Origin of the sequence: Lentzea cavernae (genome assembly GCF_014653695.1) — a bacterium.
Taxonomy (GTDB): Bacteria; Actinomycetota; Actinomycetes; order Mycobacteriales; family Pseudonocardiaceae; genus Lentzea; species Lentzea cavernae.
Window position 1 is genome coordinate 156,660 of sequence record NZ_BNAR01000013.1, and the last position, 23,304, is coordinate 179,963.

The 23,304-nt window shown below is 69.3% G+C and carries 23 protein-coding genes and 1 pseudogene; 13 read left to right on the plus strand and 11 right to left on the minus strand.

Annotated elements, in window-relative coordinates:
• Positions 1-21 precede the first annotated feature (21 nt).
• Positions 22-1,494, plus strand: coding sequence for a tannase/feruloyl esterase family alpha/beta hydrolase (locus IE307_RS33995; protein ID WP_191303504.1), 1,473 nt, complete (start codon positions 22-24; stop codon positions 1,492-1,494).
• A 34-nt stretch (positions 1,495-1,528) separates the two neighbouring features.
• Here the strand turns inward: IE307_RS33995 and IE307_RS34000 are convergent, their stop codons facing one another.
• The 4 genes from IE307_RS34000 to IE307_RS34015 form a co-directional block, all read right to left on the minus strand.
• Complete coding sequence (locus IE307_RS34000; RefSeq protein WP_191303505.1) at positions 1,529-2,371, minus strand: alpha/beta hydrolase family protein; 843 nt, start codon at positions 2,369-2,371, stop codon at positions 1,529-1,531.
• A gap of 35 nt (positions 2,372-2,406) precedes the next feature.
• On the minus strand, positions 2,407-2,697 hold the full coding sequence (locus tag IE307_RS34005; protein WP_191303506.1) for an antibiotic biosynthesis monooxygenase: 291 nt from the start codon (positions 2,695-2,697) through the stop codon (positions 2,407-2,409).
• A gap of 70 nt (positions 2,698-2,767) precedes the next feature.
• Positions 2,768-3,229, minus strand: a complete 462-nt coding sequence (locus IE307_RS34010) for a MarR family winged helix-turn-helix transcriptional regulator (protein ID WP_191303507.1) — start codon at positions 3,227-3,229, stop codon at positions 2,768-2,770.
• A 9-nt stretch (positions 3,230-3,238) separates the two neighbouring features.
• Positions 3,239-3,862, minus strand: coding sequence for a hypothetical protein (locus IE307_RS34015; protein ID WP_191303508.1), 624 nt, complete (start codon positions 3,860-3,862; stop codon positions 3,239-3,241).
• A 192-nt stretch (positions 3,863-4,054) separates the two neighbouring features.
• Here IE307_RS34015 and IE307_RS34020 point away from each other — a divergent pair, with 192 nt between their 5' ends.
• A complete protein-coding gene (locus tag IE307_RS34020; protein ID WP_191303509.1) occupies positions 4,055-4,879 on the plus strand; it encodes an alpha/beta fold hydrolase in 825 nt (274 codons plus the stop codon).
• A gap of 50 nt (positions 4,880-4,929) precedes the next feature.
• On the opposite strand, the gene IE307_RS34025 is transcribed toward IE307_RS34020, so the two are convergent.
• Positions 4,930-5,484, minus strand: coding sequence for an EF-hand domain-containing protein (locus IE307_RS34025; protein ID WP_191303510.1), 555 nt, complete (start codon positions 5,482-5,484; stop codon positions 4,930-4,932).
• Between the two features lie 123 nt (positions 5,485-5,607).
• Here IE307_RS34025 and map point away from each other — a divergent pair, with 123 nt between their 5' ends.
• The 3 genes from map (at position 5,608) to IE307_RS34035 (ending at position 7,940) form a co-directional block, all read left to right on the plus strand.
• Entirely contained in the window at positions 5,608-6,426 is an 819-nt protein-coding gene (map, locus tag IE307_RS34030) for a type I methionyl aminopeptidase (RefSeq protein WP_191303511.1), read from the plus strand.
• Between the two features lie 433 nt (positions 6,427-6,859).
• Positions 6,860-7,003, plus strand: coding sequence for a hypothetical protein (locus IE307_RS47040; RefSeq protein ID WP_229905344.1), 144 nt, complete (start codon positions 6,860-6,862; stop codon positions 7,001-7,003).
• A 16-nt stretch (positions 7,004-7,019) separates the two neighbouring features.
• Positions 7,020-7,940: an aKG-HExxH-type peptide beta-hydroxylase gene (locus tag IE307_RS34035; protein WP_229905345.1), complete on the plus strand. Its 921-nt coding sequence runs from the start codon at positions 7,020-7,022 to the stop codon at positions 7,938-7,940.
• A gap of 6 nt (positions 7,941-7,946) precedes the next feature.
• Here IE307_RS34035 and fxsT read toward each other — a convergent pair whose 3' ends face one another.
• The 5 genes and pseudogenes from fxsT to IE307_RS34055 form a co-directional block, all read right to left on the minus strand.
• A complete protein-coding gene (gene fxsT, locus IE307_RS34040; RefSeq protein WP_308436426.1) occupies positions 7,947-10,730 on the minus strand; it encodes an FxSxx-COOH system tetratricopeptide repeat protein in 2,784 nt (927 codons plus the stop codon).
• A gap of 165 nt (positions 10,731-10,895) precedes the next feature.
• A pseudogene (locus tag IE307_RS47350) lies at positions 10,896-12,086 on the minus strand (SAV_2336 N-terminal domain-related protein); the annotation flags it as partial.
• Positions 12,087-12,275: 189 nt separating this feature from the next.
• On the minus strand, positions 12,276-13,349 hold the full coding sequence (locus tag IE307_RS34045) for an AAA family ATPase (RefSeq protein ID WP_191303513.1): 1,074 nt from the start codon (positions 13,347-13,349) through the stop codon (positions 12,276-12,278).
• A gap of 331 nt (positions 13,350-13,680) precedes the next feature.
• Positions 13,681-14,127, minus strand: coding sequence for a VMAP-C domain-containing protein (locus IE307_RS34050; protein ID WP_191303514.1), 447 nt, complete (start codon positions 14,125-14,127; stop codon positions 13,681-13,683).
• Complete coding sequence (locus tag IE307_RS34055) at positions 14,128-15,033, minus strand: hypothetical protein (protein WP_191303515.1); 906 nt, start codon at positions 15,031-15,033, stop codon at positions 14,128-14,130.
• A 348-nt stretch (positions 15,034-15,381) separates the two neighbouring features.
• On the opposite strand from IE307_RS34055, the gene IE307_RS34060 reads away from it, so the two are divergent.
• Together IE307_RS34060 and IE307_RS34065 are read left to right on the plus strand one after the other, a co-directional pair.
• On the plus strand, positions 15,382-16,035 hold the full coding sequence (locus tag IE307_RS34060) for a Crp/Fnr family transcriptional regulator (RefSeq protein ID WP_229905346.1): 654 nt from the start codon (positions 15,382-15,384) through the stop codon (positions 16,033-16,035).
• A 70-nt stretch (positions 16,036-16,105) separates the two neighbouring features.
• Positions 16,106-16,432, plus strand: coding sequence for a hypothetical protein (locus IE307_RS34065; RefSeq protein ID WP_191303516.1), 327 nt, complete (start codon positions 16,106-16,108; stop codon positions 16,430-16,432).
• A 53-nt stretch (positions 16,433-16,485) separates the two neighbouring features.
• Here IE307_RS34065 and wecB read toward each other — a convergent pair whose 3' ends face one another.
• The gene (gene wecB, locus IE307_RS34070; protein ID WP_229905347.1) at positions 16,486-17,601 is read right to left on the minus strand and encodes a non-hydrolyzing UDP-N-acetylglucosamine 2-epimerase; all 1,116 of its coding nucleotides are present in this window, start codon (positions 17,599-17,601) and stop codon (positions 16,486-16,488) included.
• A 124-nt stretch (positions 17,602-17,725) separates the two neighbouring features.
• Between wecB and IE307_RS34075 the strand changes: the two genes are divergently transcribed.
• Genes IE307_RS34075 through IE307_RS34100 form a run of 6 tightly spaced genes read left to right on the plus strand, consistent with a single transcriptional unit; the run spans position 17,726 to position 23,288 of the window.
• Positions 17,726-18,556 (plus strand): hypothetical protein, encoded by an 831-nt coding sequence (locus IE307_RS34075; RefSeq protein WP_191303518.1) that lies wholly within the window; start codon positions 17,726-17,728, stop codon positions 18,554-18,556.
• 5 nt (positions 18,557-18,561) lie between these two features.
• A complete protein-coding gene (locus IE307_RS34080; protein WP_229905348.1) occupies positions 18,562-19,497 on the plus strand; it encodes a polysaccharide deacetylase family protein in 936 nt (311 codons plus the stop codon).
• Positions 19,488-20,660 (plus strand): O-antigen ligase family protein, encoded by a 1,173-nt coding sequence (locus IE307_RS34085; protein ID WP_191303520.1) that lies wholly within the window; start codon positions 19,488-19,490, stop codon positions 20,658-20,660. The genes IE307_RS34080 and IE307_RS34085 overlap by 10 nt, the downstream gene beginning before the upstream one ends.
• Complete coding sequence (locus IE307_RS34090; RefSeq protein WP_191303521.1) at positions 20,642-21,676, plus strand: glycosyltransferase; 1,035 nt, start codon at positions 20,642-20,644, stop codon at positions 21,674-21,676. The genes IE307_RS34085 and IE307_RS34090 overlap by 19 nt, the downstream gene beginning before the upstream one ends.
• Positions 21,673-22,524 carry a hypothetical protein gene (locus tag IE307_RS34095; protein WP_191303522.1) on the plus strand — a complete coding sequence of 284 codons (852 nt, stop codon included), beginning with the start codon at positions 21,673-21,675 and terminating at the stop codon, positions 22,522-22,524. Before IE307_RS34090 ends, IE307_RS34095 begins: the two co-directional genes overlap by 4 nt.
• A complete protein-coding gene (locus IE307_RS34100; RefSeq protein ID WP_191303523.1) occupies positions 22,521-23,288 on the plus strand; it encodes a hypothetical protein in 768 nt (255 codons plus the stop codon). Before IE307_RS34095 ends, IE307_RS34100 begins: the two co-directional genes overlap by 4 nt.
• The last annotated feature ends 16 nt before the right edge of the window (positions 23,289-23,304 follow it).

The following is a 23,304-nucleotide window of genomic DNA, read 5'->3' on the forward strand; positions in this document are numbered from 1 at the left end:
CCCGGCTTAACGTCGCGCGGCGTGAGACGACTGACGAAGCTGTTGGCGACAACGCTGCTCCTGACCGGACTGGCGCCCCTCGCGCCGGCGTCGGCGAGCACCCCGAACTGCACGACGGTCGCGGTCACCGCACCGGCGGGCGCGAAGATCGAGTCCGTGGACGCCGTGAGCCGCCCGACGCACTGCGAAGTCACCGTGACGCTCACCCACACCGGCGACCACGTGAAGGTCGTCGTCGGACTGCCCCCGAACTGGACGGGCAGGCTGCAGGGCGTCGGCGGCAGCGCGTACGCCGCCGGGGACACCGGAGCGCCGTTCGAGCAGGCCGTCAAGGACGGCTACGCGGCCGTGACGACCGACGCGGGTGTGCTCGACGGCCTCAACGCGAGCTGGGCGCTGAAGAACGGCGAGGTCGACCGGACCCTGCTGACCAACTTCGCCACGCGCTCGGTGCACGAGGCGGCCGTGATCGCGAAGCAGGTGGTGCGCAAGCACTACCAGCGCGCGGTCACCTACTCGTACTGGAACGGCTGCTCGACCGGCGGCCGCCAGGGCTACTCGGAGGCGCAGCACTTCCCGGACGACTACGACGGCGTCCTCGCCAACGCGCCCGCCGTCAACTGGTCCCAGTTCGCCGTCGCGACCCTGTGGCCGCAGGTCGTGCAGGGCAACGACGGTCACGTCGTCAGCAACTGCGTGCTCGACGCGTTCCGCGAGGAAGCCGTGCAGGCCTGCGACACCCAGGACGGTGTCGCCAACGGCATCGTCGACCGGCCCGACCGCTGCAGTTACGACCCGCGGCAGCTCATCGGCGCGAAGATCCTGTGCGACGGCAACGAGATCGTGGTGACGAAAGCCGACGCCGACGTCATGCGCAAGATCTGGGACGGCCCCACCGACGAACGCGGCCGCTCCTTGTGGCCGGGCCTGCCGAAGGGCGCCGACCCGGTGTGGCTCGCGGGCACCCTGCCCGGCGCCACCGGCCCCGGTTTCCCGGTCGCCGCGCTGTGGGTGCAGAACTTCCTGCTGAAGCAGCCCGGTTTCGACACCTCGAAGCTCACCTACGCCCAGTACCGCGACCTGTTCCGCCAGTCGGTCCGCGAGTTCGACGACGTCATCGGCACCTCCGACCCGGACCTGTCGGCGTTCCGGCGCTCGGGCGGCAAGCTGATCACGTTCGTCGGCACCAACGACCAGCTGATCCCTCCCGGTGGCACGCTGAAGTACCGCGACCAGGTGGAGCGGCGCATGGGGTACGTGAACGACTTCTACCGCCTGTTCACCGCGCCCGGAGTCGACCACTGCTTCGGCGGCAACGGCCCGCAGCCCACCAACGCCCTGGGCCAGCTGGTCGACTGGGTCGAACGCGGCAAGGCGCCGGCGACCCTCACCGCCGCCACGGCCGACACGACCCGCAACCTCTGCCCGTACCCGCGGACCTCCCGTTACATCCACGGCGACCCGAAGACGGCGTCCAGCTACCTCTGCCTCTGATGGGGAACGAGGGGGCCCGACCAGGGCCCCCTCGTCAGGAAAGCTTGTCCGCCAACCACTTCCGCGCGACGGTCCACGCGTGCCCGTCCGGCTCGATCACGGCGAAGTGGTCCGCTCCCGGCGACTCGACGAACTCCGCCCGCGGGTGCGCCTGCGCGTACCTGCGGCTGAACTCCGCCGGGATCACCTCGTCCGCCAGCCCGTGGATCGCGAGCACGGGCACGCCACCGTCCGCCATCTCCACCGGCGACGTCACCGCGTACAGCCCGGGGTCCCCGGCCGCCGAGACGCCGAGCAGCAGCCGGGTCATGCCGTGACCGACCCCGGCCGCCACGACCGGCCAGTGCCCGGGACCGGACGGTCCGGGCGCGCCCCGCGGCGGCTCCCCGTCCAGGTCGGCCAACTCGGTGCCCAGTTCGGCGTTGTCGGCGGCGACGAGGTCGAGCACACCGGCCAGCGACACCACGCCCACGAGCGGCACCACCGGATGCGCCCCGACGACGCCGGACGGCAACGCGCCCCGGTGCGCGGTCCAGGTCGCCAGGTGCCCACCCGCCGAGTGCCCGACGACGGCCACGCGCGAGAGGTCCAGCGGCGCGTCGAGCTCAGCGACCAGGTCGACGGCACGAGCGACGTCCTCGAACGTGCCGGGCCAACCCGCGCCGGGCTCGCCGACACGGCGGTATTCGATGCTCCACACGGCAAAGCCGTCGCCGACGAGGTCGGCGATGAGCGGGCGCACGGCCGTGTCGTCCCACATGGCGGCCCACCAGCCGCCGTGCACCATCACGACGGCCGGGAACGGGCCGTCGCCCGTGGGCAGGTGCAGCACGCCGTACTGGGACGGTTCGGTGCCGTAAGCGATCTTGCGAGACATCGTGATTCCTCTTCCTGGGCAGGGATGTGGTGCTCCTACGCGGAGAGCACGCCTTCTTCCGCGGTGACGAGCGAGTCGATCGCGTCGAAGAAGGCCTTGATGCCGGGCCGGTTCGGCCCCTTCTCGCTGGAAGCGGCGTAGTCCGCCGAGGACCGCCACTCGACGATGTCGAGCCATTCGTCGCCGGGCAGCCGCACGAGCCGGGCGCCGAGGAAGCCCTCCCGGTCCGCTTCGAAGTCGGCGATCATGCCCGGACGGGCTGCGAGCAAGGCCTCGACCTTCTCGGGCGCCACGCGGAAGCGGGTCAGCTCCACTGAAGTAGTCATGAACTCATGATAATCAATATTCTTGACTAAATCCAGCGAGCGCCGTGACCGCCGATCTCGAGGTATCCGGTCAGGCCCGGCCGGCCAGGCGCTGGTGCTCGGTGATGTCGATCAGCATGCGCTTGAAGCGCGTGTACTCACCCTTGCCGACGCGCTCGGCGTGCCGTTCCTGCATCGCGGCCATGATGTGGTCCGCGGCCTTCATCTGCGCGAGACCGCGGCCGGTCGGGCAGATCAGCTTCGCCCGGCGGTCGCTCGGGTCCGGCCGCCTCTCGACGTAGCCGAGCACCTCCAGCTCGTCGATCAGCGTGCCGATGATCTGCTTGTGCTGGCCCGAGAGGTTCGCGAGGTCCGTCGCGCGCACCCCGTCCGGGTCGAGGTAGGCCAGCACCGCGCCGTGGCGGTGCTTCAGGTCGCCGAACCCCAGCTCGGCGAGGGTCTGGAAGAGCTCGCGCTGCACCGCGAACAGCAGACGGCCCGACAGGACTCCCAGATCGGGGTTCGAGGCGTTGCGTTCCGCGCGGGTCACCATCGACACACCCTAGCGGCGCGCGAGGTCGCGCCCGAGAACCTCCCGCAGATGCACCTCGACGAACTCGCGCAGGTACCGGTCCCCGGCCATCTCGTCGAACACGGCCGCGAGCGCCGGGTCGCGTTCGCCGGTCAGGACGACGATCCGCCACAGGTTGAGCGGATCCGCCTCCGCGCCGCCGACCGAGTGCTCGACATGGAAGACCGGCTGCCCGTCCCCCGCCGTGAACACCCGCCCGTCCGGCGCCTCGAACCGTTCCGCGCCCACGAAGAACGCGCGGCGGCTGTCGTGGTCCAGACGCACGTGCTCGATGATCCGCGCGGTCCGCAACGGGTCCGCCCACAGCCGTTGCTCGGACACCCGCGTGAACTGCTCGGTCCGGCCGCGCCACGAGCTCGGGAACTTCTCCGCACCCGGCAGCACCACGCCGGGTATGAAAGTGCTCGGCGCCTTGGCCTTGCGGACCTCCATGTCCCAGAGCAGCGCGCCGGTGTACTCGAACGGCGGCGTCACCCGGTAGCGCTCGCGCAGCACCTCGTTGACCCGCACGGGCGGCAGGTCGGCGGTGGTGGTGCCGGGCGCGGACCAGGCCTGCTCGAAAACGGCCTCGTGATCGAGCGTGGTGGCGGTCATGACATCCTCCGAACTGATCAATTATCGTGATAGTCACTATACATGACCATATTGGAAGGCTTCCGTCGTGAGTCGCGCCGCCGGGTGTCACACCACGGCCGCCTGCCCGGTCCAGTCATGTGACAGACCCCGCGGCCGCACTCGGAGGTGCAGAGTGGTGGCGAAGGGACGCGACCAGACAGGAGCACGGCGATGCCGACGATCACCACCAACGACGGCGTGGAAATCTTCTACAAGGACTGGGGCACCGGCCAGCCGATCGTCTTCAGCCACGGCTGGCCGCTCTCGTCGGACGACTGGGACAACCAGATGTTGTTCTTCGTGCGGCAGGGCTTCCGCGTCATCGCGCACGACCGCCGCGGCCACGGCCGTTCAGAACAGGTCGCCACCGGCCACGACATGGACCACTACGCCGCAGACCTGGCAGCCCTGACGGAACACCTCGACCTGCGCGACGCCGTCCACATCGGACACTCGACCGGAGGCGGCGAGGTCGTGCACCACATCGCCCGGCACGGCGAGTCCCGCGTGGCCAAGGCCGCCATCCTCGGCGCCGTGCCCCCGCTGATGGTGCAGACCCCTTCGAACCCCGGCGGCTTGCCGCTGTCCGTCTTCGAGGACCTCCAGGCCCAGCTCGCCGCCAGCCGCTCGGAGTTCTACACCGCGCTGCCCTCCGGCCCGTTCTACGGCTTCAACCGCGACGGCGTGGAGCCCCGCGAGGCGTTGATCCGCAACTGGTGGCGGCAGGGCATGATGGGCTCGGCCCTGGCCCACCACGAGGGCATCGTGGCGTTCTCCCAGACCGACTTCACCGAGGACCTCCGGAAGATCACCGTGCCGGTGCTCGTGATGCACGGCGACGACGACCAGATCGTGCCGATCGCCGACTCGGCGCTGCTCTCCGCGCCGTTGCTGAAGAACGGGACCTTGAAGGTCTACGAGGGGTTCCCGCACGGCATGCCCACGACGCACGCGGACGTGATCAACGCGGACCTGCTGGAGTTCATCCGGTCCTGACCGAGCGGGGCTTGACCTCTTCCTGACGCGAGGTGAAGCCCCGACCCCGGTCAGATCCGCTGCAGCGCCTTCGGGTACAGCCAGCTGCCGGGCGTGTCCTCCGCCGGGTTCGTGTAGTAGTCCCGCACCGCCGCGACGTACTCCTGCACGCTGATCGCCCCGTCACCGTCGGTGTCGAGGTGCGCGAACGCCGTCCCGCACTCCTCCGCAGACAGCCCGCGCGCCTTCAGCAGCACCCCGAACTCGGCGGAGTCGACACGACCGTCACCGTTCGTGTCCTTGAGGACGAGGAGGGACTGGACGACCTCGAGGAAGTCCATGTTGATCGGGCCGCCCTCCACGAACGCCTCGATCATGGCCGCGCGGTACTCCTCCGGCCCGATGCGACCGTCTCGATCGGCGTCGCAGTGGTCGGCCAGCATCTCCCAGAACCTGTCGTAGGCCTCCACCAGGTCACGGCCGCGCTCCGAGGAGGCCGGTTCGCCGTACGCCTGGAGCAGGCGGTTGGCGAGGGCGTAGATGTCCGCCAGTTCGATGACGCCGTTGCGGTTCACGTCGTAGTGGGCGAAGGTCGAGTCGATCCTGTGCTGCAGCACCTGCTTCATGATCAGGCACTGTGGTGACGCGACCGGGCAGATGCAACGCGCGTCCCCCTCCTGGGTGGTGTTGTTCAGCCGGTTCCGCGAAGCCGGTATAGTTATACCGGCACCCGCTGATGGAGGAACACGTTGATCGAGCTCAAGTCCCCCGCCGAGATCGAGCGCATGCACGTCACCGGCCAGTTCATCGCGGAGGTGCTCGACGAGCTCTCCACCAAGGCCGCCGTGGGCGTGAACCTGCTCGACCTCGAACACCACGCGCGCCACATGCTGCAGGAACGCGGCGCCGTGTCCTGCTACTGGGACTACTCGCCGTCCTTCGGACGCGGACCCTTCCGCAACGTCACGTGCCTCGCCGTCAACGACGCCGTACTGCACGGCCTCCCCAAGAGCTACGTCCTGGAGGACGGCGACGTCCTGACCATGGACATCGCGGTCCTCGTAGACGGCTGGGCGGCCGACTCGGCCATGACCGTCATCGTCGGAACCCCCCGCGAGGAAGACCAGCGCCTCATCCGCGCCACCGAGGTGGCCCTGGCAGCCGCCATCGAAGCCGCCCAGGTCGGCAACCGCATCGGCGACATCTCAGCGGCCATCGGAGAGGTCTGCGGCCAGTTCGGCTACACGCCCAACCTGGAGTTCGGCGGCCACGGCATCGGCCGCACCATGCACGAGGCACCGCACATCTCCAACAACGGCCGCCGCCGCCACGGCATGAAGCTCAAGCCCGGCCTCACCGTCGCCATCGAACCGTGGCTCGCCGCCACCACCGACGAGATCATCTACGACGAGGACGGCTGGACCCTGCGATCGGCCGACGGCTCGCGCACCGCGCACTCCGAGCACACCGTCGCGATCACCGAGGACGGCCCGCTGGTGCTGACCCGCCGCAAGAGCGAGCTGGCGTCGCAGCCGGGTTCCGCGTCCTCGCAGGCTGGAACTCCCTAGTCCGGGGATCAGCGGGCACCCTGCGCCGACATTGTCCCTGCGGTCGATCAACTCCAGCTGACGGGAGTCTTGTGACCGCAGGTTCTCCCCCACCACGGGCCACGAACCCGTCCAGAACGCGGGCGGCGTCGGGCATCAGGACCGCAAGCCAGTCCGGCACCAGATCGCCCGCCACCGCCGCCACCTTCATGATCCGGTGCGGCAGATCGAGGTCCATGATCGGTCGGTTGCGCGGAGCTGAGCACAGCAGGCAAAAGCTGGTGGTGCACGCGTTGATCGAATCCTCGGCGAAGGTCCCAGGAGCGTACGGGCCGCTGCTGCCGCTCGAAACGGTCTGGGACCTGCTCGCGCGAGCCGGGAACGTGTCACCGGCCGCCCTGACAGAGCATTCGCCCACCCCTACACCAGAAGCTGGGCCGACTACACGACCCGGTTGCTCAACAACCGCATCGACGGGGCCTGTCCACTGTGGATGGACCTCGGCCACGTGCACGCCCTCGCGGCGGCCGCAGCGATCATGGCCGATCTCGATTTCGAGATCTCCGTGCCGTTAGAACCCGAGCGCTTCGACCGGTGAGGCCTTCGGCAGCGCTGTGATCGGGCTGCCCTCGGACGCCACCGACCTGGCCGCCACCTTGGTGCACGAGCACCAGCACATCGTGCTGGGTGGCATCCTCCACCTGGCTCAGCTCTACGAGAACGATCGCACAGAACGGATCTACGTTCCCTGGCGGGACGATCCGCGTCCTCTCAGCGGTGCGCTTCAAGGCGTGTATGCGTTCTTCGGCGTCACCGCGTTCTGGCGAAGCACGGCTCAGGCTGGCGGGTCGCGTCTCGCGACCTTCGAGTTCGCGCACTGGCGCGGCCAGACGTGGCGAACACTGCGGACCTTGCGCCGCGACGCGACGCTGACCGAAGCGGGCCGGCGTTTTCTGGACGGTGTCGCGGAGGTGCTTGGCCCCTGGCAGCACGAACCAGTGCCGGAGGACGTCCTGGAACTGGCCGATCTGCTCGCCGCAGATCATCGTGCGGGCTGGCTCCTGCGACACCGGCGTCCGGACCCCTCGACCGTTTCCACCGCGGTCGACGCCTGGCTGGCAGGGCGGGCGAGGCCGCCTGTAGTCCTGCCCCAGGCCGATCCCCCGCCGACACCTGTGCCGGACGGACCGTGGTCACGAAGTCGCGCGACTGTGGTGCACCTCGGCCTGAACGGGCACGCGAACTGGCGGGTGGTCCCCGACGCCACCGAAGCGGACTTCGCTCTCGTCACCGGACTCCACGCCGACGCGGCCCGCGGCTACCGCGCGCAACTGCGCACCGACCCCGACCGGCCCGTCTCGTTGGTGGGGCTGGGACTGGCTCTGAACGCCGCCGGCCCGAACCCGGCCGCGCGCGCACTGCTGCACTGCCCGGAAGTGGTGCGTGCGGTGCACCGCGAACTCCGGCGCACCGCACATGAGGTACCGACGCCGGAGAAGCTCGCCTGGTGGCTCGACCAGCTCGTCTCCGGCTGAGGCCCGCTACATCAGCAGCGGGTCGATGTCGCAGTTCGCCCTTGTCCCCTTGATCGCGGCGATGGTGCCGGGGTGCCCTTCACCCAGCACCTTGCGGTACCTGTCCAGCACCGGCTCCTGGCGGCGGGCCGCCTCCTCCGGGCGGCCCGCCGCCAGGAGGTCGTGTCCGAGGTTGAGCGACGCGGCCAGCAGGGTGGGGTGGTTGACGCCGAACACCTGGCCACCACGCTGCACGGCGTCCTGGCCCAGAGCGATCGCCCGCTCGATCTCACCGAGGGCCGCGAGGTCGCTCGCCAGGTTGATCGTGGCGACGATCGCGTAGGGGTGGTTCGGGCTGAGGCGGCCGCGGAAGAGGTCCAACGCCCGTTCGTCGAGTTCCCGAGCTTCGGCCACCTCCCCCTTGAGCCGCATCGTCAACGCCAGGTCAACCGTCGCGAGAACGGTGTGGGGGTGGTCGTCACCCAGAGCGCGCCGGTACCGCTCGAACGTGTCCTCGCCCAGTGTCTTCGAGGCGCCGAGGTCTCCCGCGTGGCGAAGGTCGATCGAGTGCGCCACGGCGCAGGCCAACCGGGTTTGGTGGTCGTGCCCGTACAGCAGCGTGAACTGGGTGAGTGCCGGAGTGGACAGTTCCAGCGCTTGCGCATGGTTGCCGTCCTTGCGCCGCAATACCGACAGGAGGAACAACCACGTCGACTGCTCCGGGTTGTCCGCGGGGAAACGCGTCCGGAACGTCTCAGTGAACTTCTCCATGTCGATCCGCGCACGCATGTACTCGCCCGCTTCGCGCCGGTCGACGATTTCCGCGGCCTGGCTGAACAACGTCCTCGGGTGATCCGTCCCGAGCACCTCGCTGCGACGCCGAGCGGTGTCGCGGTCCAGTTCGGCTGCCGCCACGTACTCACCGGACAACCGGAGGCTGATGCCGTGCTGGTAGGCCGCTTTGAGCGTCTCCGGGTCGTCGTCGCCGAACAGCCGCCGGGACTTGTGGAGGATCTCCTCGCTCAGCTTCGCCGCGGTGGCGAAGTCGCCCTGTGCCCGGAGGTCGGTGACGACGTTGGTCTGGAGGGTGAGCACCTCCTCGCTGTCCTCACCGGTCACCGAGATCTGCCGCTGCAAAGTGCGCTGGTTGATCCGCGAGGCTTCCTCGTACCGGCCCACACCCCACAGGTAGAAGCCAAGACGTGCGGCGACGTCCAACGACTGCGGGTGGGTGGGGCCCAATTTGCGTTCGAACTTCTCGCTGATCAGCTCAGCCAGGCGCGCGGCCTCGTCGTGGTCGCCCCACCCGGAGAGGAAGCGCATCACGTTGATGATGAGCTGCCGGGGCCAGTCCTCGTCGCAGTCGACGATGTCGGACGCGTAGACGTGCGGCAGCAGCTCGCGATAACGCGGCCAGTGACGAGCCGAGTCGGGGTCGTTGGGGTCGAGACTGGCCAGGAGCTGGTGCGCGCCGTGCTTCATCTGGGCCTGCAGCTGCGGAGCCATGGTGCGATTGCGCAGCACCAACTGGACCAACCGGTGCAGTTGCAGGGTGTTGTTGCCGTGGTCGATCTTCGCCAGGCCGTAGCGGTTGATGTCGCGGATGGCCCTGGCAAGTTTGATCGGGTCCCGCAGTGCCGCGTCCAGTTCCGGGGAGATCGACACCCGGCTGACGCCGGTGAACAGGTCTCGCGAGATCGGCTCCGGCGAGTAGAAGGCGCAGATGTGCAGGATCTGGTGTGCAGCCGGATTGCGCTTCTTCAGCTCGTCGAACGACACGTTCCAGGCCGCGGCGACCGATCGCTCGTTCTCCGAGTCGGTCTCGGCGGACGTGCTGAGGATCTCCGCCACCGACTCGTCGAACAGCCTCAGGTACTCGCTCACGGGCATACCGGTGACCGCGCGCCAGGCCGCGGCCTGCTCGACCGCCAGAGGCAGGTCGCCGAGCTTCTCCGCGAGCACGTCCGCGTCAGTCTCATCGATCTCCGGGCCGCGCTTGCCCAGCAGTTCGATGCTCTCCGCGCGGTCGAACACCGCGAGTTCCAGCGGACGGGCCACACCGGCCCAGTCCGGGTTGCGAGAGGTGATCAGCACTTCACCGGAACCGTTGGCCGGGAAGAACGGACGGACTTCCTCGGGGCTTTCCGCCGCGTCGAAGACGAGCAACCAGCGGCGGAACGGACGCCCGACGCGCAGTGCTTCGCGGACGGCGGGGACGGCGATGTTCGCCTCGGCGGCACCGGGAAGTCCAAGCTGACGCGCCAGCTCGGTGAGGCCGGCGCGGATCTGGGTCGGGCGGGCCGCCTCGATCCACCAAATGAGGTCGTAGTCCTGCAGGTGGCGGTAGATGTACTCGGTTGCCATCTGCGTCTTGCCGATACCGCCCATGCCGTGCAGCGCGGACGGCAGCACGGCGGTGGCACCGCCGGCGGTCAGGCGTTTGCTGAGCTGCTCCAGCAGTTCTTCGCGGCCGGTGAAGTTCAGATTCCGAGGCGGCACATTTCCCCAGATGATCGGGGGATCATCCGTCCTCCGCTCGTGAAACGTCCGCAAGCTCGGAGCGGGAAGAACCGTCATATCGCTCACCTCGGGGAGGTCATTGTCGCGCGACCCGGTGAATTGCGCCACGTCCGACACGGAATGCGCAGGGGGATCAGATAGCGTCGACTTGCTGGTGCGCTTGGTCCCATCAGGCATTTCCTTGCTCGCCATCCTAGTCTTGATTGATTCTGGCGGCAACGCGAGCTCACGCGCAACCGCATTGCTCAGCCGATCCGCACGCGACAGGTACGGGCCCGACAAAGCACCCATCACCGCACGCTGCAGCCCGACATCAGCAGCGTCGGAATCAGACGGCACTGGGTCAGGCGTGTTGTCCGGATCTACGATGGCGTCACGGAGACGTCCGAGTACCGGAATACGATCCCCAAATGCCGCTGCAGCCGTTTGCACGACACCCGCGGTTTCGGACCGCCGGGCACCGCTGAGCAGAAGCTTTCGCACATTTTCAGGAAAGACAAAAGCAGTGGAGTCCCAAGTGGACGTACCACCGCCGGGCGGAGAATAGCGGATGACTCCGCTCAGGAGCAATTCGCTCAGATGCTCGGTTTTCGCCTCGGGAACGAATCGATGGCGAATGAGTTTCACGACTTCGAGGTGCGCCGGAACCGCCGCGAGCAGCGTCACCAGACGCAACGCAGGCGGGGAGGCAAGGCTTCTGAACCCGCCCACGTGTTCTTTCGCCGACACGTCCCCGTCCGGCGCGGCACCCTTCTTGCGGGTGGCCAGCAGCACCGTCCCAGCGGCCGGGCCGCGATGCCCGGCCGTGATCAACCGCGACCACCACTTCAAGTACCGGGGCTGCAGTTCGACCACAGGCACGAGCACGGCACCGTTGCGCAGGTGCGCCTCCGGGTCCTCCTCCATCCAGGCGTCGGGCAAGTCGTAGGCCCAGCGGCTGTTGGGGCGCATCTCGGTCGGCACGGTGAGGTTGGCGCGGCGCAACGGCACGGAACCGCGGCCCCACAACCCCTGCGGCAGCAGGTGCAGGACGCTCACAGGCATGGACCGCGCCCACCGAACGAGCATCGGGTTCAGCAGGTCCGGACGCCAGACGCCCCCGACCCCGTCCGTCACCAGCAACATGACCCTGCGGCCGGAGACGTCGAGCACCTCGGCGGGATCGCGCGCGGGCGCATCGGGCGTACCACCGCGCAACACAGGGACCTCCGTTCCTTCCTCGTCACGAACGACGTCGACGAAGCGGAACTGGATCGTGCGGAAGGCGCCCAGCCGCGCGAACATCTCGAGGAATGCGACGACCTTCGGCTGCCACAGCGACATGGACGGACTGTCGCCTAAAACGACGGTCAGATCGAGCCATCGCTCCGGACTCGAACGGGTGATCGGCCACCAGGTGCCGATCCGCGCCACCTGTTCCGCAGTCGCCACTTCATCCAGGACCGTTGCCCCGTAACAGAAATGGGGGATTCCCCGCTTCGACGACCTCCGGGCGCGAAAGCACCTCAGCGTGTCGGTCAGCACGGGCCCGACCGCAGCTGCAGGAGGAAGTTCCCCGCGCGCCCCCTCGTCCCGGTCAGGCAGTGGGGGCTCGGGCACCTCGGCCGGCGCGGGATCGGCGACGGGAACGTTCTCAGGCTCACTCCCAGGCTCGCTCGGCGGCGATGTGGCGGGGAAGGCGGTTCGTCGTTCACGGCCTCGGCTGGTACCGGCTTCACGGGGTCGGAATCGCCGAGTTCGTTCTCACCGCTTTCCGTTGCACCACGGCGCATCGCGGCGGCCAGCCAGACGACTTCCGCTACTTCGGGCCAGCTCAAGCCCTCGAGGCCGGCCACGTCACTGCCCCGTCGTCAGTCTGCGCCACAACGCGTCGAGCAGGCTCTGCCACGCCGCGTCGTCCGGCCGGTACGCGCCCGACGACGCGAGGTAGACGGCATCCAGCAGGCAGTCGGCGGGAAGGCCACCCTCCGCGCGGCTCTTGTCGATGAATTCCCGCACCAGCCGTTCGCGGTGTTCTCCATTGTCGTCAAGGAGATGATTGGCGACCATGGCGGCCAACTGCTCGACGGTCGGGTCCTTGATCTCGAGTTGCAGCACCCGGCGCAGGAACGCGGGAGGGAACTCACGCTCGCCGTTGCTGGTCATGACGACGACCGGGAACGCGCGGCAGCCGACCCTGCCGTCGACGACGGTCGCTGTCCCGTTGGGGTCGTTGGTGTGGACGGTGACCTCGCGCGTCTGGTTGCGCACGCGAGCGAGCTCCTGGATGACGAACTCACCGTCCTCGAAAATGCTCAGCAGATCATTCGGCAGGTCCGACTCGGACTTGTCCAGTTCGTCGATGAGGACGACTCGCGGGAGCCTGCCCGGCAGGAACGCGGTGCCCAGCGGTCCGAGCCTCACGAATTCACCGATGGACACTTCTTCGCGATTCTCCGACTGCGCCTGACTCGCAGCCGCCTGCAACCGGCCGATGGCGTCGTAATCGAACAGCCCGGAGTTCAGCGTGGTGCGACTGGTGATCGACCAGCAGAGCACCCGCCCAAGCCTCAGTTCCCTGGCGATGCGCCAGGCGAGTGAGGACTTTCCGACGCCGGGTCTTCCTGTCAGCAGCAACGGCCTGCGCAAGTACAAAGCGGCGTTCACCACGTCGAGTTCGTGCGCGTCGACATCCGACTCGGCCAGGTTGATCTCCGGCCCGAGCCTGCGATCCGCCTCACCCTCGTCACCCGGCGGCACGTCGTTCTCCCGAACGGGCCCGCCCTGGAAATTGCGCCACGGCGGCGGAGGCGGAAGTATCTCCGCGAGGTCGATGTCGTGGATCTCCCTGCCCGTGCCGCGATATATCCACCAGTCCGGAACGTCGACTCCCACCGGACGCCGGTCTTCGCCGCGTTCACGCGCCCTCATATGCTGCCTCCACTCGACGGCGGCGAAGAAGGTCCGCCGGAAACGATTTTGATTCGGGGTCGTCGAGCAGCATTACGAGAGCCCGGACGAGATGGTCGTCGATCGCGGCCAGGTGCGCGTCACGGTGGCGGCCCGGCACGCCGACGGTCGGCGCGTCGGGCCTAGCGCTCGGATCCGGATACGCGGAAGGTGTCTCGTCCATGACAATTCCAACCCATGTGGATTCACTGAGTGCGGCGTCGATCGGATTTTCCTTGGTTTCCGCTGGTCCGTACGGGTGAATTCTCAGCAACGACGGGTTGTCATCTACGGCCGAGTCCCACCTGATGCGCTAAAACCGGTGCCAGTGGGCGGATCTCATTCGCTCGAGAGACCTGAGCGCCAGAGCACAATCATAGACGCGCGGCCGCGGCGATCCCGAACCCCGCTCCTTGCGCAACCCCATTATCGACATTCGCAGCAGTGATCGGGCCACCACGAATTCGAGGACGACGGAAATAGCCTGGTCGGACCACTTGCTCTCCGATGTGACGATGACATCGTCGATTCGCCGCTTCAGTTCATCCACTGACAGCTCGTACAACCCGCCGCGAGCCGGCGGCCACTCCAGCGGATCGTCCTGACGCCAGAGGGAAAGCAGGCACCGGCTTTCATCGATGGAGTCCATCTCAATCATGATCATCAGATGCAGCAACGGCTCGGCTGGAAACAGAACTCTGACCTCGTGGCGCTCCTGCCGCTCACCTGTGCGCCTCAGCTTCTGGAACTTCTGCGCCACTCAAGCCTTCAGTTCAGCGGAATTGTCGTCGTCGAGCTCCGCTGCCAGCAACTCCAGGAATTCGACAGCGGGAGGAATTCCGTCGGAATCCGCGTTGACGTCGGCCAGGTCGAGAAAGGCGTCCCAGACCGAAGCGAAACGAGGCATGGGAATCCTGGCGCGCGTGGCGCGGTTGACGATCAGCGGCAGGCGGTCCGTCTCCACCCCCGACAGGAGGCCCTGCAGGACCTTCAGCTCATCGGCGGGGAACAGGGCCCGCACGACGACGTCGTCGTCTCGTGCCGGTGCCGCGACCAGGGCGGGAGGCGCCGTGCCGGTCTCCCACCCCGCACCGTGCAGGCGCAGCCAGGCATGCCCCTCGAACGACTTCACGGAGACGTCGATGCGGCGGTAGGACCCCGGCGCGCTGGCGGGGTCCTGCGAGATGACCTCTTCGTAGAAGTACGAGCTCGCGATGAAGGCGACGAGCTGGTCGGAGCTGCGCAACGCCACCTTCGCCTCCTCCGAGTCGAGGATTCGGCAGGCCAGCACAACGGCGTTCCCCACCCAGCCGTGCTCGTTCTTGCGGATGTCGCCGGCGTGCAGGGCCACCCTGAGGGTGAACTGGGCCGCTCGACTGTGAGTCGCGTTGTGGCGGCGGATCTCCGCAGCGAGGCGGTCGGGCAGCTTGTCGGCGAGCTCGCTCTTCGACACGGACGGCCGTATCAGGATCAGCGCGCCGTCCCCGCGGTCCTCGATCACGCAGTCGTCCGAGGTAGCTCCGGCGGCGGTCAGCGCGGCCCTCACCACGTCGTAGAGACCTCGCTGCACCGCCAGGTGGTCCGCGACGGTTCTGTCGGGACGGGTGAACTCGGCGACGTCCACGACGACGATCGTCCGGTGTTCGGTCGGTGGAGAGAGGGGCACGACCGTCCTTCCCACGACATGACGCCGGCTGCTACCGGCGAGCCGATTCGTCGTGTACCAGACCGACCGGCCGGGTTGCGCGCCGTTTGACGCACAAGGCCCAGTTCCACCCCGTGGGATCTCGCACAGCAGACACTCGTGCGTAACTACAGCAGGATTCCCTTCACACCAACGACCGCTCGGGCTGCGCGGTCGGAGATTTCAGCCGATAAGACGAGTGGGTCATCGGTGTCGCCCGCCGGATCCGTCGGAAGATCGTGGCGGAGCGTTACCCGCGGCGCCGCGAAGGTGGTGCGATTAGATCGATCGGGGCAGTGACCGCCGGGCTGGTCCGTGAATCATGGAAGCATGGGGATCGGCCGGTCGTTCTGGGGGATGCTCGACGAGGGCGACCGCGCGGCGGTGCTGGCCGCGGCGACCCGCAGGAGGTTCGGCGCCGGATCCGTGATCTGCCACCAGGGTGACGAGACGCGCAACGTGTTCGTCGTGGCGCGCGGGCGGGTGCGGGTCAGCCGGTTCGGCGTCGGTGGCGAGGAGACGTTGCTCGCCGTGCGCGGTGCCGGTGACATCATCGGTGAGCTCGCCGCGATCGACGGGGAGGGGCGGTCTGCGTCGCTCACGTCGGTGGACGACGTCGAGGGGGTGGTGATCACCGCTGCCGCGTTCATCCGGCTGTGCGAAAGGCATCCGAGGCTCATGTGGGCCGTGTTGCGGGTCGTGGTGGCACGTGCCCGGGCCGCGGCCGACCAGCAGGACCTGCGGACGGGGCCCTCGTTGCAGCGGGTGGCGGGCATGTTGCTCGGCCTCGCCCACCGGGACGTCGACGACATGATCGCGACCGTGCCGCTCAGCCAGCGCGAGCTCGCCAACATCGTGGGCATCTCGCGTGAGACGCTGGTGCGGGCGTTGAAGACGTTGCGGGAAGCTGGAATCATCGTGACTCGCCGCACGCACATCGAAATTCTACGCGAGGACGAACTGCGCTCGTTGTGCGGCATATGACGCAGACGTTCCGGCCCCATGGCGCTTTCCTTGGTGCACAAGCCACAAGGCAGTCATCAGGGGAGACATCATGAAGCGCCACACTCTGCCGGAACCCGGATCTCGCAAGCAGATGGCGCGTGCACGCCGCAAGCACACGGAGCGGGTCTTCTTCGCGGTCGTCTTCACGGCGATCGAGCTGTGGGCCGTCGTGGCCGCCGTGGTGCTGATCAACGACGACGGTGTGCTCGCCGTCGCCGCGTCGGTGGTGCTGTCGGCGGCCCTCATCGCGGTGTGGGACACGTGGCGGGCGGTCTTCGCTTCCGGGCGTGCGCTGCGTTCGCTGCAGGAGCAGCAGGACGAGACCCCTGCCGAAGAGGTCGCCCCCGACCAACCGATGAAGCTGGTGCGGCTGTAGGACCAGGTGTGGCCGCGGCGTAGGGGGGCGCGGCCACACCGCCCATCTCACCGTCAGGCGGTGACGGGCTCTCGCAACGGTTCCAGCATCGCGCGCACCGCTGAGGCGATCTGCTCGGACGGCGACCCCGTTCCGTACGGCGACGGGATCTCCTGGAGCGCGGCCCTGTGCCCCTCCACGTCGTCCAGCCACGCCATCACGGAGCTGCCGACGAGCGGGCCTGGAGGGACGAGCGTGCCGAAGGTGCCCTCGATCTCCGGGCGTTCGGTGCTGCGCCGCACGACCACCACGGGCCGTTTGAGCACACTCACCTCCTCCTGGATTCCACCCGAGTCCGACACGATCACGGCGGACGCGTGCGCCAGGGCCAGGAAGGGCCGGTACGGCTGGGGGTCGATGACCTGCAGGCCGTGGAGCAGGTTCCCGAGGCCGAACGCGGTGATGCGCTGCGCGGTGCGCGGGTGCAGCGGGAGGACCACGGGCAGCGGCAGGCCGCCGAGCTCGCGCAGGATGGTCTCGAGGTTGCCGGCGTCGTCCACGTTCTCCGGGCGGTGGATCGTCGCCAGGACGTAGCGGTCGTGCTTCAGGCCGAGGTCGCCCAGGACGGCGTCCTGCTCCTCGGGTGAGGGCAGCGCGTGGGCCAGCGCCTCGACGACGGTGTTGCCGGTGACGGCGATACGGCGGTCGGCGACGCCTTCGGCCAGGAGGTTGTGGCGGTTCAACGGCGTCGGCGCGCAGCAGAGGTCGGAGAGGTGGTCGATGAGCACCCGGTTGTGCTCTTCCGGCATCGCCCGGTCGTAGCTGCGCAGGCCCGCCTCGACGTGCACCAGCGGCACGTCACAGGCGTTGGCGGCCAACGCTCCCGCGAGGGCGGAGGTCGTGTCGCCCTGCACGATCACGGCGCCGGGGCGTTCCGAGGCCAGCACCTCGTCCACGGCCGAGACCGCCCGGCCGAGCTGGTCACCTCGGCGCAGGCCGCCCAGCCGCAGCTCGTGGAAACCGCCCGGTTCCGGCACATCACGGCGGATGAGCGAGTACATCGAGCGGTCGTAGTGCTGGCCGGTGTAGATCATGGTGCACGCGCTGCCGAAGTGCTCGACGAGCGGCGCGAGTTTGATCAGTTCCGGTCTTGTGCCGCAGACGATCGTCACGGTGTTCGTTTCCCGCACCGCGGCAAGGTACTTCATCGATCTTGACGAATCCGGGCACATCCCGCTCACGTTCACTCGAAAGAGTTGCCTGGGATATCGCTCGAAAGTGTTGGCGTACAAGCGTGTCGTAGTGTCCGCGCTCATGTCCGGTCATCTGGCACTCGCTGTGTCCACTGTCCTCTACGGCCTGGGGATAGTCGCGCAGACCGTCGCCGCTCGGAGGGCCGACGCACGTCCCGGCAGCGGGGTGGGGCTGCTCGCCCGTCTAGCGTCGGATCGGTTGTACCTGCTGGGTTTCTCCGGTCAGGTGGGCGGTTTCCTCTTCGCGTTCCTCGCTCGGGAGGACCTGCCCCTCTACCTCGTGCAGGCGGGGTCGTCGTCCGCGGTCGGCCTCGCCACCGTGATCGGCGTGCTGCTGCTCGGCTGGCGCATCCGGCGCGTCGAGATCGCGGTGCTGGTGGTGATGGCGTGCGGTCTGCTGCTGCTGACGGGCGCGGCGGCGCCGTCCACGGCCCGTGAGCTCCCGCTGGTGCCGGCCCTGGTCGTGCTGGGGCTGCTGACGCTCGCGGTGCTCCCGCTGGCGCGCACGCTCAAGGCCGCGACGCCGGTGCTCGCCGGCATCGCGTTCGCGGTCGTCGCGGTGGCCGCGCGCAACGTCGCCGGCAAGCCGCTGCTCGACCTGGTGCTGCACCCGCTGACGTGGGTGATGGTGATCGCCGCGTTCGTCGGGCAGGCGTGCCTCGCGACGGCGCTGCAACGCGTTTCCGCCACCTCCGCGGTGGCGTCGATGGACGCGACCACGGTGGTGATCAGCTCGGTGGCCGGGCTCGCGCTGATGGGCGATCAGATCGCGGCCGAGCGCGAGTGGTGGGTCGTGCTGGGGATCCTGCTGGTGGTGTCCGGGGTGCTGGTGCTCGGGTCCGCCACCCGCAGGCCCGCCCAGGACCTGGTCTCCGCCGGGGGTCAGCGGTGAAGCCCGTGGCCAGCGTGTCGCTGGACCTCGACAACCTGTGGGCGTACCTGCGCACGCACGGCGACCCGCGCTGGGAGAGCAGGCCGAGCTTCCTGCCGTCCGCGGTGCCGCGCCTGCTGGACGTCTTCGGTGAACAGCGTCTGACCACCACGGTCTTCGTCGTGGGCGCGGACGCCGAACGCGACGACGGCGCCGAAGCGGTGTCCTCGATCGTCGCCGCCGGGCACGAGATCGCGAACCACTCGTTCTGGCACCAGCCGTGGCTGCACCGGTTCTCCGACGAGGACGTCGAGAAGGAGGTCATGCGCGCCGAGGAGGCGATCATGGCCGCCGGGGCGCCGCGGCCGGTCGGGTTCCGCGGGCCGGGGTACAGCGTCACGCCCGCGTTGCTGGACGTGCTGGCGCGGCGCGGTTACCGCTACGACGCCAGCGTGCTGCCGACGTGGATCGGGCCGCTGGCGCGCGCCTACCACAACCGGACGGCGGGCTCGACGGACGGCGGCGAGGACCTGTTCGGCGGGTTCGGCAAGGTCCGGGCTCCCAACAAGGCGTATCGCTGGCGTGGCAACGGAGTGGTCGAGCTGCCGGTGACGACGATGCCGTTGCTGCGGGTGCCGATCCACGGCGCGTACCTGCTTCAGCTGCACCAGATCTCGCCCCGGCTGGCGCGCGGTTACTTCCGCACGGCGTTGCGGTTGTGCTTGGCGCGCAAGGTCTCCCCGTCGCTGCTGCTGCACCCGACCGACGTGTTGTCCGGTGCCGAGGCGCCCGGGATGGAGTTCTTCCCCGGCATGGCGATCCCCGGCACGCAGAAGGTCGAGCTGCTGGGGTGGGTGTTGTCGTTGCTGCGTCAGCACTTCGACGTGGTCGGAACCGGTGAGCACGTCGACCGGGTCGCGGGTTCCCGGCTTCGCGAACGGGATCCCGTCGCATGTGGCTGACGGTCCTGCTGCGCGTCTTCGCCTGCGGCACGGTGGCACTGGCCCCGTTGGAGGGCTACCTGCTGCAGGTGCACGGGCAGTCGGCCAAGATCGTGCCCGCCCTGTTGATCGGCGTGTGGCTCTTCTCGCTCTACCGGGAACGGCGACTGCCCGCGCCGCATCCGCTGCACCTGATCATCGCCTTGCTGGCGGTGGTGCTGCTGGCGACTTCGGCTGTGCACGAGGCCGAGCCGTTCACGATGGAGTACCTCGTGCGGTGGGTGCCGTTCCTGGTGATCACGGTGGTGCTCGCCGACGTGGCCGCGCGGGAGGTGCCGGTCCGCGCGCTGCTCGCGGCGACGGTCGCCGGCGCGGTCGTGGCCGCGGCGGGCGGGCTGCTCAGCGTGGCCGGTGGTTCGTTGCGCGCCACCGGGCCGTTGGAGGACCCCAACGACCTGGCGTTCTTCCTCGTGGCGGCGATGCCGTTGCTGGTCGCCCTTCCTGCTCGCGGCCGGTCCCGGATCGTGTTGCTGGTGCTGGGCGCGGTGCTGGTGGCCGGTACCGCAGCGACCTTCTCCCGTGGCGGGGGGATCGCGCTGGCGTGCGCGCTGGTGTGGTTGATCGCGCGCAAGGCCTTGCCGGTGCGCGCGGTGGCGGTGACCGCGGCCGTCGCGGGTGTGGCGGCGCTGGTGTTCGCGTCGACCGCGCAGGCGGAGCTGTCGCGGGCGTTCCAGGAGAAGAGCCACATCGCGGGCACCAACGCCGACACCAGGATGCTGCGCTGGCAGGCGGCGTCGCGGATGCTGGCCGACAACCCGGTGCTCGGCGTCGGGCCCGGCGGGTTCCGCCAGGAGTACGCGGCGGCCGGGCACAACGCGGAGATCGACGAGCAGACCCCCGTGGCGCACAACCTGTTCCTCGAAGTCGCCGCCGAGCTCGGCGTTCCGGGTTTCGCGCTGCTGATCGCGTTCATCGCGCTCGGGTTCGTGGCGAGCGAACGGGCGTTGCGCCGCGTGGCGGACCGGCGTGAGGCCGTGGCCGTGCAGGCGGCGCTGATCGCCGTGCTGATCGCCTCGATCTTCCTGTCCGAGCAGTACTACCTGCCCCTGTGGTCGCTCGTCGCCCTCGCCGTGGCGATCGAACAGCGGTGCCTGAAGGAGAGTCGATGCGCGTTCTCCACGTGATCAGCGAGATGGGCGCGGGCGGCGCGGAGGCGCTCGTGGCCGGCATGGCACTCGCGGGCGGTGACGTCGGCTGGGAGTCCGCGGTGGCGAGCGGCGGGGGTTTCCGCGTCGACACCGTTCGTGCCGGCGGGGTTCCCGTGTTCGACGTGCCGGTGGCGCGCCGCTCGCCTCTCGGTGTGCTCCGCGCGGCTGTGGCCGTCCGGGCGGCCGTGCGCCGCTTCCGGCCCGATGTCGTTCTGGCGCACAACGTCTCGGCGTCGCTCGTCGCTCGCATGGCCTCTCCGCGACGGCCTGTGGTGACGGTGTTCCACGGCGTGGACGAGGCCGACGTGCCTGGCGCTGTCCGCGTTCTGAACCGGGTGTCCACCGTCGTCGTGACCGTCGCCTCGGCCGCGGCCGCTCGACTGCGCGACGCCGGGCTCGGCTCCGTGGCCGTGATCCCGAACGCCGTCTTCCCGTGCGCGCCTTCCGCGGATCGGGCGACGGTGCGCGCTCGGCTGGGCACCCCACCCGGCGTGCCGGTCGCCCTGTGCCCGGCCCGGCTGGAACCGCAGAAGCGGCACGACGTGCTGCTCGACGCGTGGGCCCAGGTCCCCGGCGACTGCGAGCTGTGGCTGGCCGGCGACGGCAGCCTGCGCGCGTCGCTGGAGGCGAGGGCCGACGGCCGCGTCCGTTTCCTGGGCACCCGCACCGACGTGCGCGACCTGCTCGAGGCGGCGGACGTCACCGTGCTCACCAGCGACTGGGAGGGCATGCCGATCGCGCTCCTCGAATCACTGGCGGCGGACCGCCCCGTCGTAGCGTCCGATGTGGACGGTGTGCGCGAGGTGCTGTCCGGCGGCGGCGGAATCCTCGTGCCGCGCCGCGACCCCGCGCAGACCGCGAAGGCGTTGCGCGGCCTGCTCCACTCCCCCGCAGCGCGTTCGGTGGCCGCCTCCCACGACGGGTCGGCCGACGCGCACACGTTGATGAAGTCCTACGACGAACTGCTTCGTACCGTCCTGGAGGGACGATGAAGGCTCCCAGAGCTGTGGTGGAAGGCGTGCTGGCCGCCGTGCTGGTAGGCGCGGCCGTGCTGCTGGCCGTGGCGATGCGCGACGGTGTGTCCGAGGGCAGGCTGACCCTGCTCGCCACCCCGGTGGCACCCGACAGCGCCCAGTTCGGCGAGGTCACCTCCCTCGCCGCACCCGCTGTCGTGCAACTGGTCCGCAGCCCGTCCGTCCTCGACGCCGCGTCCCGCGCGGCGGGCACGACCCCGGACCGCCTCGCCGACGCCATCGCCGTCGAACTGGTCCCGGCGTCCGGCGTGGCCCGGATCTCGGTGCGCGCGGACTCGTCGGACCACGCCTCGAACGCCGTGGCCGCGGTGGCCAAGGCCGTGATCGACGCCGACCTGCTGGCTCCGGCCGCCCGCTTCCGGCTCGTGGACCCGCGCCCCGAGACGACGCAGGTGTCGCCGGACTGGCGCCTCGCCACCGGGCTCGCCCTGGTCGCCGCCGTGATCGCCGGTGTGGCCGTGGTGGCGCTGCGCCGTCTGCGGGGCAACGTGCGCGCCGCGCTCTCGACCGCGGGCATCGGTCACCCCGTTGTCGTCGCTGCTGACGATGACCCGGATCTGACTTCGCGGCTCACGGCGTTGTGCGTGGCGGCGGCCCGGCCGGTGCGGGTGCTGCCGGTGAGCCCGTCGCTGGTGGAGCGGGCGGAGGAACTCGCGCGGGCGCTGCCGGACAAGGCTTCGGAGCCCGCCGACGGCACGGCCGTGATCGCGGTCGCGTCGAGCGACCGGGCTCGGCGCGACGACCTGGCGACGGCCCTTGCGGTGTTGCCGGCCTCTTCGGTGCTGGTGGCGGTGGTGCTGGCGTGATCTCGGCGAAGATGTCAGACCTGCTTGGGACGATAGGAGTGGGGGCTCGCGCCCCCCTGGGGGCCGGTCAGTCCGAATCGATCCCGACGGCGGCGGCCGGTCTGAAGGCGCCCGCCAAGGCGGTGGCTGGCTCGAAGGCGGTGGCTGGCCCAAAGGCGGTGGCTGGCCCAAAGGCGGTGGCTGGCTCGAAGGCGGCCGCGAGGGTTGCGGCGAGTCCCAAGGCAGCCGCGAACGCGGCCAAGCCGAGGGTGGCTGCGAACGCGGGCACGAACCCCGCGCCAGCCACCAAGGCGGTGACGAACCCGAAGGCGGCCACAAACACGGTGGCCAAGCCGAAACCAGCCACTGATGCGGTCGCCAGGCTGAAGGCCATCACGAAGGCGGTGGATGGCCCGAAGCCAGCTTCGAACGGGGTCGCGGACCCCAATCCTGCTTCCAAGGCAGTGGCCGGCCCAAAGGCGGCCACCGACTTGAAGGCGTCCGCAAACCCCGAGGCAGCCAAGAACGCGGTGGCCAACGCGCAGGCAACCACCAAGGCCGCCACCTCGAACAACCAGCCCACCGCAGACGCCGAGTCCAGCCAAGACGACCTGACCCCCCACCCCAAAACGGGCGTGAAGCTAGCACTCAGGTGGCCCACCCTCCTCCACCCGCAGAACCTCCCCGTGATCCTGGCCGCAACAACCCTCACCGCCCTAGCAGCACTAGCCGCCCTGACCGCCCTCGCAGCAACCTCAGTAGTAGTAGCGGTGGTACCAGAATGATCACCACGACCAACCG

Bases quoted from the DNA above. Each gene is read 5' to 3' on its own strand.
- IE307_RS34000 (WP_191303505.1), bottom strand. From the start codon at position 2,371: ATGTCTCGCAAGATCGCTTACGGCACCGAACCGTCCCAGTACGGCGTG.
- IE307_RS34005 (WP_191303506.1), bottom strand. From the start codon at position 2,697: ATGACTACTTCAGTGGAGCTGACCCGCTTCCGCGTGGCGCCCGAGAAG.
- IE307_RS34010 (WP_191303507.1), bottom strand. From the start codon at position 3,229: ATGGTGACCCGCGCGGAACGCAACGCCTCGAACCCCGATCTGGGAGTC.
- IE307_RS34015 (WP_191303508.1), bottom strand. From the start codon at position 3,862: ATGACCGCCACCACGCTCGATCACGAGGCCGTTTTCGAGCAGGCCTGG.
- IE307_RS34020 (WP_191303509.1), top strand. From the start codon at position 4,055: ATGCCGACGATCACCACCAACGACGGCGTGGAAATCTTCTACAAGGAC.
- IE307_RS34025 (WP_191303510.1), bottom strand. From the start codon at position 5,484: ATGAAGCAGGTGCTGCAGCACAGGATCGACTCGACCTTCGCCCACTAC.
- fxsT (WP_308436426.1), bottom strand. From the start codon at position 10,730: ATGGGTGCTTTGTCGGGCCCGTACCTGTCGCGTGCGGATCGGCTGAGC.
- IE307_RS34045 (WP_191303513.1), bottom strand. From the start codon at position 13,349: ATGAGGGCGCGTGAACGCGGCGAAGACCGGCGTCCGGTGGGAGTCGAC.
- IE307_RS34060 (WP_229905346.1), top strand. From the start codon at position 15,382: ATGGGGATCGGCCGGTCGTTCTGGGGGATGCTCGACGAGGGCGACCGC.
- IE307_RS34065 (WP_191303516.1), top strand. From the start codon at position 16,106: ATGAAGCGCCACACTCTGCCGGAACCCGGATCTCGCAAGCAGATGGCG.
- IE307_RS34075 (WP_191303518.1), top strand. From the start codon at position 17,726: ATGTCCGGTCATCTGGCACTCGCTGTGTCCACTGTCCTCTACGGCCTG.
- IE307_RS34085 (WP_191303520.1), top strand. From the start codon at position 19,488: ATGTGGCTGACGGTCCTGCTGCGCGTCTTCGCCTGCGGCACGGTGGCA.
- IE307_RS34090 (WP_191303521.1), top strand. From the start codon at position 20,642: ATGCGCGTTCTCCACGTGATCAGCGAGATGGGCGCGGGCGGCGCGGAG.
- IE307_RS34095 (WP_191303522.1), top strand. From the start codon at position 21,673: ATGAAGGCTCCCAGAGCTGTGGTGGAAGGCGTGCTGGCCGCCGTGCTG.